Below are 12,330 nucleotides of genomic sequence, written 5' to 3'. Positions count from 1 at the left end.
GTTTTTCAACCAGCTGGGCTAAAATGACCCTGTAATCTAATTTTGCTTTTGAAAGGATGTCAAAAATGGTCAAACGACTTTTGGATTGTACTGCTAGCGACTATGCTGCCATGTCTGCGGCTGACTTAAAACAAGCCATTTACGCGGCGGAGGGCCGCACGATTCTGTCTGAAAATGTGGTTAGTTTGCAACCGATCGTGGACAGTGTGACCAACAGTGAAATCGCCGCCTTCGCAGGTGCCGACCTCATTTTGCTCAACGCAATCGACCTCAATCAGCTTGAAATCAAAGGGCTACCTGCCACTGACGGCAACCCGATTAGTGCTCTGAAACGCTTGGTCGGCAAGCCGATTGGAATCAATTTGGAACCGGTGGCACACGAGGGACTCATGAGTACCCAACAAGCGATTAGCACCGGGCGGCAAGCCACCCTCGCAACGATTCAGCAAGCTGAAAAGCTCGGTGTTGATTACATCTGTTTGACTGGTAATCCTGGCACCGGAGTCAATAACGCCCAAATCCTAGCCACTATCAAATTAGCTAAACAACATTTCAGCGGGCTGATTATTGCTGGTAAAATGCACAGCTCGGGTGTTGATGAACCAATCATCAACGCCAAAATTGCCACCGACTTTATTGCCGCTGGCGTCGACATTTTACTCGTGCCCGCCCTTTACACCGTCCCACGTATCACCAAGGCCTTACTTGCAGAAGTCATTCAAGTTGTGGACGCCCACAATACACAAGTGGCTAATCCTGCTGATAAAGTGCTCACGATGGCCACGATTGGGACAAGTCAGGAAAGTAGTCCAACAGAAGTTATCACTAAAATTGCCTTAGAAGACAAAGCTTTAGGAATCGACATCCATCATATCGGCGATGCCGGTTACGCTGGGATCGCCTTTCCAGAAAACATCAACGCTTTAGGCTTAGCTGTTCGTGGTGAACGACATCAATTACGAATTCGCGCCCGCTCATTACGACGTTAACTAAAAAAATGCGCTTCGTCGCGGCTACCAACAGCCAATGACGAAACGCATTTTATTTTGAGTTAATTTTAACGAACCACTAAGACTGAAATGGGCGCATGTTTCGCCATATACGCGGCTTGTGAACCAAAATACTTCCGCACGCCTTGCTTAGAAATGGACCCAATCACGAGTAGATCCGGTTTAATTGCGGGAATAATATCCTTAACAATCGTTTCGCCGGGATCGCCTTCATCAACGATCGAGCGCACTTCTTTGACGCCGAATTGCTTGGCTAGCTTCTCATATTGCAGCACATGTTGTTCCAAATCAGCCCGTTGACCATGCACAAAATCCTTGCTCATGGCTTCGTAAACATTCATATTATCCTGTTCCAAAATTGACACGATCGTCAACTTAGCACCATCCGTTTTGGCCCGATTAATCGCATACCGAAACGCTAATTGTGCATCATCTGAATCATCAACACCAACTAAAATATGCTTAAATTCCTTAGGACTCATTTCTGACATTAATAATGCCCTCCCCAATTGGTTCAAATTTAGCTTGCTATTTAATGGTCAATTTCATTTTCACCGACTCTGATACAGTTGTCAACCTAGGCGTTTGGTTTGTTTTCTTTCAAGACCCGGGCTGGATTGCCGACCACGACCACGTTGTCTGGGAATGAGTGCGTCACAACTGACCCCGCACCCACGACCACGTTATTACCTAACGTGACCCCGGGTAAAATCATGGCACTCCCACCGATCCAGCAATCATTACCGATCGTGATTGGTGCCGTCCGTTCAGCTTCAGTCCGCCGAACTGTGGGATCAAGTGGGTGAACTGGCGTGTACAACCCGACCTTGGGGCCAAATTTACAATCATTACCAATTGTCACGCGACCTTCATCACAAATTTCAACACCATGGTTGGCATAAAAATGATTACCAATCGTAATATTCACACCGTAGCTAAATTCAAAAGTTGGTTCTACAAAGAACCGGTCGCCAACCGAACGTAACAGTGATTTCATACCGGCATTACGTTTGTCGTTATCGGCAATTTGATTATAAGCCATGATCTTAGTCCGCACATCATTACGCAATTTAAGTAATTTAGGTGATTCCATATACAATTCACCGTTGATCATTTGTTGATAAGCTGGGTCATTATCGATTTCCATACTGAACTTCCTTTTAAAAATATTTTAGTCCTTAAATCTGTTGATAGTCTTTTCATTGCCACTCTGGTTGGGTCAGAATCGGCTGGAACGTGGTGGCCACGTTTGTGAGCCAAAGTGCGGTCTCACAAGCCGGGCTTTATCTAAGCCGCAAAACCAGCGACTAAGATAAATAACACCACTGAGCCAATTCTGACCCGCCCGACGTTCAATCATCTTGAGCCATGACATCAAGCTACCCATTAACAATCAACTAAAGTGTCCACGACCATTGAGATGTTTTAGCTGAGTACTAGCTCATTTTTTAAATGGTCGATGCCATTCTAGAATTTTATCAACCAACTAGTCAGAAACGGCCAACCGACGACTTTTTCTTAGTAACTGTCAGTCGTTATCTGACTATTCTTACCATTTAAGCATACCACACTGAGCGAAGTTGCTGTATGATGACCCTATCAAGGAGGTCCTTCACGTTGAACGAAGCAACTTTAGAACGACAAAATCATGACAAGCGTCAAAAAACAATCACGGCTGAACAGTGGGCCGCAGAACGAACACGGACTGAAAACTTTCCATTAAGCTCAGGTGAAACCGCTAAGCTTTACATTCACGAACCCAATTATGTCCCTTCAAAAGGCATTATTATTGATTTCCATGGCAGTGGTTTTGTGCATTTGCACAACGACCATGACAGCTACTTCTGTAAACGAATTGGTATTGCGACCCAATATACAGTGCTCGACTTCGACTACCCATTAGCGCCGGAACATCCTTTTCCAGCTGCGTTAGATGCCTGCGATGAACTCGTCCAAGCGGTCCAAGCACATTACTCGGACTACTGTGCGGCAATCCCACAGAAACTCATTCTCATCGGCCACAGTGCCGGTGGTAATTTAGTTGCCGGCACTCAGATGCGAGCGCTCAAGGCTGGCCGACCAGTCGCAGATCTCGCCGTTCTAGACTACCCGGCATTAGATTTAGATACTGATCCGGACGATCTGACCTATCCAACTGGCGCCGTCATTTCTGCTGAACAGGCAAAACGGTTTAATCGCTTCTATCGTGCAAACACGCCGCTGGGTAATCCAGAAGTCTCACCAGTGTTAGCCTCAGTTCCATCACTAGTTGGTTTTCCACAGACAGTCATTCACACGGCTGATCATGACACGTTGGCTCCTGAAGGTGAAACTTTTGGGCATCATTTAGCCTTAGCGCATACACCAGTCACGACTAAACGCTATGCCAACTCACTGCATGGCTTTACCGTCTCATTGACCGGCGCGTATCAGGAGTCATTTAACGACATGGTCCAACAAATTCAACGACTAGTTTAGAAAAGAGTTATCCACATGCTAAAATACGTTATTTTTGATTTAGACGATACGCTGCTCGATTTTAGTCGTGGGGAACATGAAGGCCTCACCTACCTGTTGAAAAAGTATGGTATTACAGATTTACAACACGGATTACAGGTCTATCAAGCCCATAATCATTGGCTTTGGGGACAAATTGAACAAGGTGCGGACCCAGAACCCCTGCTGAATCAACGGTTTGCCGTTGTCTTTCAGCAGCTCGGCATGACGGTGAACGGCCCTGCCTTGCAGCATGAATACAGTGCCATCCTAGATCACAACTTTTACGTTTTACCCGGTGCTACCACTTTATTGGCCAATCTACAACAAACTGGACTTAACTTAATTGTTGGTACCAATGGCGTGAAAACGACCCAGTTAAGCCGTTTACAGGGCTCGGGCTTGGCTCAGTACTTTCCACAGGTCTTTATTTCGGCTGACTTGGGCGTAGCGAAACCAGATCCGCAGTTCTTTACCGCAATTTTTGATCAGAATCCAGCCATGACCCATGACAACACCATCATGGTTGGGGATAACTTAGGTTCAGATATCAACGGTGCCATCCACGCACAACTAAAAAATATTTGGTTTAATCCACAGCATCGTCCTAATCCGAAAAGTTATCAACCGACTTATACTGTGGATAACTTTCAACAACTAGAAAAATTATTACTGAACTAAAAAAAGACGTCATCATGACGTCTTTTTTGACACTTCTAATGAATGATACTACTCTTCGATTTGAACAAAGTGCGTGTTGCCGAGGCCACCACCGACTTGCATCACACTGCCACCATGTCTGAGCTTGCCTAAGTTAACGGGCCGAAAATTCAATGGTCGCACTAATGCCGCAAAGGCTTTCTTCGCGGCAACATCGTCACCGGCATAAAAGAGTACCCGGCGACCCTCACCAACCACATGACCATCCATAAACTTTGGCGGCAACGTATTGAAAGCCTTAATCACGCGAGCATTGTGGGCGGCTTGTGCAACCACTTCACTACCAGTTAATGGTGCCGTTTTAATTTTCTTAAAGTCAGCCGTAAATTGGTTCGTAACATCGACCACGATCCGCTGATCGTAATCTGCCACTTGCCGTAAAACCACGGGTGCTTGCTCAAACGGGACAGCAATAATAACTAACGGTTGTTGCAACGCTACTTCGACTTCTACAAACGTTACTTTGGGCGAAAATTCCGCGCGCCGGGGAACTAAACTCGCAACACCACTGTGCCGACTGAGTTTCACTTGGTTGTCGCCGCGCGCAAAAGTTTGTGCTAAAACGGTACCGACAGTGCCAGCACCAACAATTCCAATTTCCATGAACTCACCTACTTAACCATGATTTAATAAGTTCATTTTAACGAAAAGGCCACTCAAAAGGAAATCTTAAGGAAGTCATCGTTTAAACTGTTCTGAAAATCAGCCAATAAAAAGTAGCACGCAAGTTATTTCAGCCATAACCAGCACACCACCTTTAACCATTTAGTTTTGGGTCATATAAGCTTCGATACCAGCCTGCAACCGTTGCAGCCCATCCGTCAACTCTGCTGTTGGACAAGCAATGTTGATTCTGAGAAAATGCTGCCCGTCGCCACGATAGACATCACCCGCAGATAGAAACAGCCCGGTCTTGGCACGAATGAAATCGGCTAAATCACTCGCATCCGCCGCAACCTGGCTAATATCTAGCCAGATCAAATACGTTGCTTGTGCTTCAATAACTTTGACTGCTGGCAGATTATCAGCCACAAAAGTCTGCAATTGACGCTGATTGGCGGCAATTTTTGTCCGTAATTCAGCAACCCACGCATGACCATCCCGATAAGCAGCTAAACTCCCGGGAATCGCAAACGAGTTGGGTTCAGCCAATTCATCGTTATTGATGGCTCGACTCACGCGTTCTCGAATCGCCTGCGCTGGCATAATCAACGTTGCTGCGTGTAGAGCCGCAACGTTGAAAGTTTTGCTAGGTGAAATACAGCTAATACTATTTGCTGCCACATCAGCACTCAACGATGAAAATGGCGTGTAGTCATGATCATTTAACGTCAAATCACAATGAATTTCATCGGCTAATACTAACACATGGTGTTTTAATGCTAGCTCGCCGATTCGTTGTAAGTCTGCTCGTGACCAGACTATCCCAATCGGATTCTGTGGATTGCATAAAATCATCATGGTCGTCAGTGGTTCAGCCATCTTCTGAGCTAAATCGTCAAAGTCAATTGTATATTGACCATCACGTTCAACTAAATCACTTGATAAAGTGTGCCGGCCATTATTTTCAATTGAATGATAGAACATGTTATAAACCGGCGCTTGCACCAAAATGTTATCTCCAGGCGCGGTCATTTTACGCACAATTGACGAAATTGCTGGCACGACACCGGTACAGAACATCAGCCAATCGATTTGTGGTCGAAAATGATGCTCAGTCGCCCACCAATCGGCAACGGCCTCATAGTATTCAGTGGGGATCTCTTCATAGCCGAAAATACCAAACGCTGCCCGCTGCTTTAAGGCCGCAGTAATCTCTGGCGCCGTCTGAAAATCCATATCGGCGATCCACATTGGTAATTCACCGGGTTTAACATCCCACTTTGCGGAATTCGTGTGACGGCGGTCGATCACGGTATCAAAATCATACGGCATGGCGGGCACGGCTTTCATTGTCCACAGAAATCACCGCTTGATGCGGATCGATTTCTGGGTCGTCCATGATGATTTTTTGAATCGCAGTCGCATGAATCTTACCGCTGATTGGATTCTTAACACTGTCGATGCTTGAAACGATATCCGCATCAATATCTTTACAGTATTCAAAGGCCAAATCAGTGTTTAATAACGTGCAGTTTTCAAGTGTCAGCCCGTCCATGTAACAGAGGCCTTGATCACTTTCAATCGTACAGTTTACAAAGCGAACATTTTTAGAATTCCAACCTAAATATTCACCAACTATTTTTGAATCATAAACTGTGACATTCTCACAGTTCCATAACGCATCCTTCGTCATTAACGTTGCGTTGTGGATCTCGATGTTTTTAGCCCCATCAAACGCATAGTTCCCGACTAAGTCAAAATCACGAACCTGAATATTTTCGCTATTCATGCCAAAATAATCACCCGCGGCTTGGACATCATGAATTTCAATGTCGTGACTGTTCCACAACGTTTCTTCAGCATGTGGCATATGCACATGATCTAGCTTAATATGACTTGCCCGCCGGAATAATTTAGGCGCTTGGAGCGTACTGTTCGTAATCGTAATATCATCGGTATACCAAATACCAGACCGTGACATCTCTTCAAAAATCGAGTTATTGACCCGAATATGACGACTGTACCAAAGTGGGTATTTCCACTTAAAAATTGATTGTTCCAATTCAATGTTGCGGCTTTCTTTTAATGGTGACTCGCCGTTAGCAAAAGTGCTATTTTCAATGTGTAAATCGTGCGCCTTAAATAACGCCCGTTCACCAGTTAATAATTGTTGGTTAATATTCTTCATCTGATCAAAACTTCCTTTTCCAAATAACCATGCTAATTAAGACTACGTTGATTACTTTACTAGCTTCTAGTTGGTCTAAGGCAAGTGTTTATCCTGAAAAATTTAAAAATAAATCAATCTGGTTCCTGAACGGCCTGATCAACCGGCTGATTTCTGAAAACCAGTTGAATCAGACCAGTCGCTAAAAGTAGGCCGCTTCCTAGCACAACTAGAGCCCATGACCCCGTCCATTTCACCAATTGTGGGGCTAAATAGGCCCCTAAAGCCGTCGTGCCATCTGTAAAAACTAGCGTCAGAGCTAAGAGGCGGCTGACAAATGCGACTGGGACGCCCGTTTGTAAAGTCGTATAAAATTTCAAATTAAATAAGCCGCGCAAACACCCTAACATCCCCATCCCAATAGCTAGTAACGGTGGCGATGGCACTAGTAATCCCAAGCTCAACGGTAACCCATAGCTGATTTTAGTCATCGCTAGGGTTGGACCCCAACGCTTAATTAGTGGTGCCATAATAATGCCGGCCGCTTCACATCCCAAATAACCACTCAAAGCAAGCTTCGACTGCCAAGTAGTTATGACGAGCCAAGGAACAAATACCGCAACGATTGCATCCGCTAAACAACCGATAATTGCCAGGCTGGTTAATTTTGCTAAATCAGGGCGATGCCAAAAAAGCCGCCAAGCAGGGGCTAATTTAGGCCGAACGACTGTTTCACTAACTGCCTGTGGGCGTAACTGAAACTGATGATCTAACCAAGCGGAGCCTAAAAATGCCAATCCCATGACTAAAATCAAACACCGCGCAGAAATCACCAACAGCAAACCAGCTATGATCATCGAAGCACTAATAATCGCCACTTGCCGAACTTGCGTCTGAACACCATTCACTTTCATAATCTGCGTTGGGGGAAATAATTGCGGCACAATCGTTTTATTACCTAGTTTGTAAAAGACCCCAATGACCTTATTGACAACTGAAACCGTCGCTAAAACCATGACTTGCCATGTCGGATTAGCCATCATAACGGCCGCCCCAACAAAGAGTAGCCCAGTCAATAAGTCAGTCACTAACATAACAATTTTGGGATTGGTCCGTTCAATCAGGATCCCCGCCACCAAATTCAACACCAAGGCTGGTGCCATTGTTAATGCCAAGACGTGCCCCAACAAATTCGGGCTTCCGGTTGCTTCAATTAATTGCACGGAAACCAAATACATAAACCCATAAAATCCAAAGAACGTAATCGCCATACTGCCTAAATAACAGTTAAAGTTACGCGTTGTTTGCCGCATCAGTTAATACTCACCACTTCCACTATCATCTCTTTAAACGTTGTCAGTTTTTGACTGGAAATTTTCATTAACCAGCTTATCACTGTCCTATACATGAGTGACGCAACCAACAAATTTGTAATAACTCTATTGTACGCGTCACAAATCTTGAAAACTAGCGTGTTTATTTTTATATTTTTGAATAAATTTACTGCTAAAAAAAAGAGGTTGGATTTCTCCAACCGCTACTAATAATTATGATCAAAACGGACAATAAAGTGCCGTTCACGCTGTTTACTTTAATTTGACCTTAACTTTAATCTTCTTAGGATACGGTGACTCTCGGACTCGCAAAACTGCAATCACCAAGTTAAATCCACTCAACAACCACATGGCACCAGCAGTTAAAACGGCTAACTTTCGTAACATTCACGCCACCTCACGTTCATTTTACGTCCAGCTTAACACAGTTCTACTTAGCGTGCGCCGAGTTTTGTAATTGAATCATATCGTAGTAATAACCCTGTTGCGCTAACAAGTCATCATTAGTCCCACGTTCCACAATTTGACCTTGATTCAAGACTAAGATCAGGTCGGCGTTTTGAATCGTGGACAACCGGTGCGCGATCGCAATTGTCGTCCGGTTCTGTTGAATCCGACTTAATCCGGTCTGAATCATCTCTTCGGTTTCCGTATCCACGTTCGCCGTCGCTTCATCCAAAATCAAGATTTTAGGATCCGTCACGATCGTCCGCGCAAATGAAATCAGTTGACGTTGGCCCGAAGAATAACTGGCACCACGTTCAATCACTCGTGAGTCATAGTTTTGTGGCAACTCATCAATAAATTCATCCGCAGTCACAAATTTTGCCGCAGCTTCCACTTGCTCATCCGAGATCGTGTCATCAAACATCCGAATATTTGACTTAATGTCACCATAAAACATGAATGGTTCCTGCAAAACGAGACCCAGCTTTTGCCGCAACTCTTTAGCTGGATACTCACGAATATCACGGTCATCGATCAAGACCTCACCAGACTGAAATTCATAGAAACGCATCAAAACATTGATTGTCGACGTTTTACCGCTCCCAGTCTGACCAACTAAGGCCACGGTTTGACCAGGTTCAGCGACAAAAGAGACGTCTTTCAACACTGGATTGACCCCATCATAGGCAAAGGTCACGTGTTTAAATTCAATTTTGCCACGCGTAATTTTTGCCGCTGGATCAGCGTGCTGGGCTGGTGCAATCGTTGGGTCGTCCATCACTCGTAAGACCCGTGAACCAGCAACGACCCCATCTTGGAAGTCAGAAAGGTTATCCATCATTTGCGTCATCGGATTATAGAAATTATCCAGATAAGTGATAAACGCGTAAACGACCCCAGCTGCCACGTAACCATTGAGGCCACGAACCCCAAAGAAGCCCAAAATCATGACGGTTCCTAAGGCATAAAACAAGTTAATGATTGGACTCAATAACAGTGAGTTGGTCCGAATCATCGCTTGACGTGTCTTGAAGTAAGCATTATTCGTCGTATCAAATTCATCGTTGATCCGTCGCTCTTGTCGGAATTGTTGAATCACACTGATTCCAGTAATCGCTTCGCTTAATTTGGTATTCAATTCACTCAAACGTTCCCGCATTCGCCGGTAGACCCGCGAACTGTAACGTTGATAATACCAAACAGATACCGCTAAGAACGGCATAAAAACGAGCAACCATAAGGCAATTTCACTATCCGTAAAATACATCGCCAAAAACGACGAGATCACGGCGAAAAACGCAGTAAAGAGCGTATTAAATAGTGCCCAGAAGTTCGAAAACGACATCGTATCATTGGTCAACCGTGACAAAATCGACCCACCTGGGACTTGGTCGAAATAACGCATGCCCATCCGATGCAACTTTTTGAACATTTGGCGTCGCACATTTTCCAACATGTACTCGGCACCCATCGTACTCGTGTAGTTCTGGAAGAATTGCATGGTGACCCGTACAATCATGCCAAAGAAATATAAGCCCGCGAAATACCACATAATCGCAATCGTCGCATGCCCGGTCCGTAAATAGCGGTCAATAAACAATTGTAAGACTTTCGGTAAATAAATATTAACTAAACTAATTAAACCCGACATTAAAATCGTCGTAACAAAAAACCACTTGAATGGCTTGGCGTAAGGTAACAACCGGCGAATAACGGTTAGCTGCTCTTTGACCGGCATGCTCCGCGCCCAAACAGATTGACGTTCTGCCATTATTGCACCGCCCCTTCCACTTTAGTTTCTAATTGTTGGCGCTCAAAAATTTCTTGATACCAACCGTGTTGCTGCATTAATTGTGAATGCGTCCCACGTTCGACGATGCGACCTTCATCCATCACGATGATTTCATCCGCATTCATGACTGAGCTTAATCGGTGCGCCGCGATAATCGTCGTTTTGTCAGCACGTTCTGCTTTCAAATTGGCAAGAATTTCAGCTTCCGTTTCCGCATCGACCGCTGACAACGCATCATCCAAAATCAACAATTCCGGATTAATCAATAACGCCCGCGCAATCGCCAAACGTTGCCGTTGACCACCAGAAAGTGAGATACCTTGTTCACCTACCTGTGTATCATAGCCGGCCGTCATTGACGCAATCTGACCGCTCAAATCACTCTTAGCGGCGACGTCTTCAACAGTGGCTTGTGAAACTTTGGGATCAGCAAACCGAATATTTTCGCGAATCGTATTTGAAAAGAGAAAACTATCCTGAGGCACATAGCCAATCGCTGGTAAATAACTGTCGAGCGCATAATGCTTGATATCATGTCCACCATATTGAATCTGGCCGTCATAATTATCAAACTCGCGCAAAATCAATCGCATAATCGTCGACTTACCGGAACCAACCCGGCCAACGATCCCTAACGTTTGACCGGCCTTTAAGTCAAAGTGAACCTCACTCAGACTCGTCCCAGCGTCATTAGGATAATTAAACTTATCGACGGCATAGTGCATCCCGCCAGTTGGCCGTTGCGCTATACCATTTTTGCGATCAATAATCGCACTTTTTTGATTTAATAATTCCATCACGCGATCATATGAAGCATTACCACGTTCCATCGTATTAAATAGCATGCCGACCGCAAACATCGGCCAAACCATCATCCCGAGGTACGTAATGAAGGATACCAAATTACCAATCGTGATTACGTGGTTCACCACATACATCCCACCAAGGATGATGGTCGCCGCATAGGACAACGCAATAATTAACGTAATCGCTGGATCAAACAACGAATCTAAAAAATTAACATGTCGATTAATTTTAATCGTCTGATCAATCTGATCATTAAAGTCATCGACATCCGCTTTTTCTTGACCAAGCGCCTTGATAACTTTAATCCCACTGATACTTTCCTGAGCCTTATTATTTAGTCGTGAAAAGGCTGCCTGTGAGGCACGGAAGGCAACGTGGATTTTTTGACCTAAATACCATGAAACTAAAGCTAATAAGGGAAAAGGTACAACCGCAATCAAAGTTAGACGCCAATCAATCAACATCATCATCGCAATCAAGGTTGTCCCACCGGTGATAATGGAATCTGCGAATTGCAAGATACCCCCACCGGCAACCCGTTCAACGGCAGTTAAGTCATTAGTGGCATGCGCCATCAAATCCCCAGTCCGATACTTTTGATAAAAAGTCGCATCCATCTTCATAAAATGCCAAAAAAGTCGTTCGCGGAGTGTCCGTTCAAGACCAGCTGCGCCGCCCCAAATCGCATTACGCCATAAATAACGCGTCAGATACTGTCCAATTGCGGCGGCCGCGATAATCGCTAAATAAATTGTCAACGACTGGGCAGTCAAGCTATGTTGATTAATCCCATCGACGACATCCCCGATAATTCTTGGCGGCACAATCCCGATGACCGCCGTCAAAATAAGACCAATTACTCCCGCCAAATAAAGCTTCCATTCCCGGCGAAAATACCAGCCTAACTTTAAAAATATGCTCAAAATTGCGCCTCCAAAATAAGAAAATTAAAAT

General features: G+C 44.7%; 12 protein-coding genes. 3 read left to right on the top strand and 9 right to left on the bottom strand.

Features of this window, described 5'->3' with window-relative positions; translation table 11 throughout:
- The first annotated feature begins 65 nt into the window (after positions 1-65).
- A complete protein-coding gene (locus FFM70_RS06485) occupies positions 66-989 on the top strand; it encodes a DUF7916 family protein (protein ID WP_137616033.1) in 924 nt (307 codons plus the stop codon).
- 68 nt (positions 990-1,057) lie between these two features.
- On the opposite strand, the gene FFM70_RS06480 is transcribed toward FFM70_RS06485, so the two are convergent.
- Positions 1,058-1,501 (bottom strand): universal stress protein, encoded by a 444-nt coding sequence (locus tag FFM70_RS06480; protein WP_137616032.1) that lies wholly within the window; start codon positions 1,499-1,501, stop codon positions 1,058-1,060.
- A gap of 86 nt (positions 1,502-1,587) precedes the next feature.
- On the bottom strand, positions 1,588-2,157 hold the full coding sequence (locus FFM70_RS06475; RefSeq protein WP_137616031.1) for a sugar O-acetyltransferase: 570 nt from the start codon (positions 2,155-2,157) through the stop codon (positions 1,588-1,590).
- 470 nt (positions 2,158-2,627) lie between these two features.
- Here FFM70_RS06475 and FFM70_RS06470 point away from each other — a divergent pair, with 470 nt between their 5' ends.
- Both FFM70_RS06470 and FFM70_RS06465 read left to right on the top strand, forming a co-directional pair.
- Positions 2,628-3,488, top strand: a complete 861-nt coding sequence (locus tag FFM70_RS06470; RefSeq protein WP_171002317.1) for an alpha/beta hydrolase fold domain-containing protein — start codon at positions 2,628-2,630, stop codon at positions 3,486-3,488.
- A 15-nt stretch (positions 3,489-3,503) separates the two neighbouring features.
- Complete coding sequence (locus FFM70_RS06465) at positions 3,504-4,187, top strand: YjjG family noncanonical pyrimidine nucleotidase (protein WP_137616029.1); 684 nt, start codon at positions 3,504-3,506, stop codon at positions 4,185-4,187.
- A gap of 48 nt (positions 4,188-4,235) precedes the next feature.
- Here FFM70_RS06465 and FFM70_RS06460 read toward each other — a convergent pair whose 3' ends face one another.
- The 7 genes from FFM70_RS06460 to FFM70_RS06435 form a co-directional block, all read right to left on the bottom strand.
- Complete coding sequence (locus tag FFM70_RS06460) at positions 4,236-4,829, bottom strand: NADPH-dependent F420 reductase (protein WP_137616028.1); 594 nt, start codon at positions 4,827-4,829, stop codon at positions 4,236-4,238.
- A 162-nt stretch (positions 4,830-4,991) separates the two neighbouring features.
- On the bottom strand, positions 4,992-6,161 hold the full coding sequence (locus FFM70_RS06455) for a MalY/PatB family protein (protein WP_137616095.1): 1,170 nt from the start codon (positions 6,159-6,161) through the stop codon (positions 4,992-4,994).
- The gene (locus tag FFM70_RS06450; protein ID WP_137616027.1) at positions 6,151-7,017 is read right to left on the bottom strand and encodes a DUF3737 family protein; all 867 of its coding nucleotides are present in this window, start codon (positions 7,015-7,017) and stop codon (positions 6,151-6,153) included. The genes FFM70_RS06455 and FFM70_RS06450 overlap by 11 nt, the downstream gene beginning before the upstream one ends.
- Before the next feature lie 113 nt (positions 7,018-7,130).
- Positions 7,131-8,309, bottom strand: a complete 1,179-nt coding sequence (locus FFM70_RS06445; RefSeq protein WP_137616026.1) for an MFS transporter — start codon at positions 8,307-8,309, stop codon at positions 7,131-7,133.
- 273 nt (positions 8,310-8,582) lie between these two features.
- A complete protein-coding gene (locus FFM70_RS14050; protein WP_263390603.1) occupies positions 8,583-8,717 on the bottom strand; it encodes a hypothetical protein in 135 nt (44 codons plus the stop codon).
- Positions 8,718-8,760: 43 nt separating this feature from the next.
- Positions 8,761-10,548 (bottom strand): ABC transporter ATP-binding protein, encoded by a 1,788-nt coding sequence (locus FFM70_RS06440; protein WP_137616025.1) that lies wholly within the window; start codon positions 10,546-10,548, stop codon positions 8,761-8,763.
- Positions 10,548-12,299: an ABC transporter ATP-binding protein gene (locus tag FFM70_RS06435; protein ID WP_137616024.1), complete on the bottom strand. Its 1,752-nt coding sequence runs from the start codon at positions 12,297-12,299 to the stop codon at positions 10,548-10,550. The genes FFM70_RS06440 and FFM70_RS06435 overlap by 1 nt, the downstream gene beginning before the upstream one ends.
- Between the last annotated feature and the right edge of the window lie 31 nt (positions 12,300-12,330).

The organism is Lactiplantibacillus nangangensis, assembly GCF_005405065.1.
Lineage (GTDB): Bacteria > Bacillota > Bacilli > Lactobacillales > Lactobacillaceae > Lactiplantibacillus > Lactiplantibacillus nangangensis.
The sequence above is the reverse complement of the archived record's forward strand: the minus strand, read 5'-3'. Positions and strand labels throughout refer to the sequence as shown.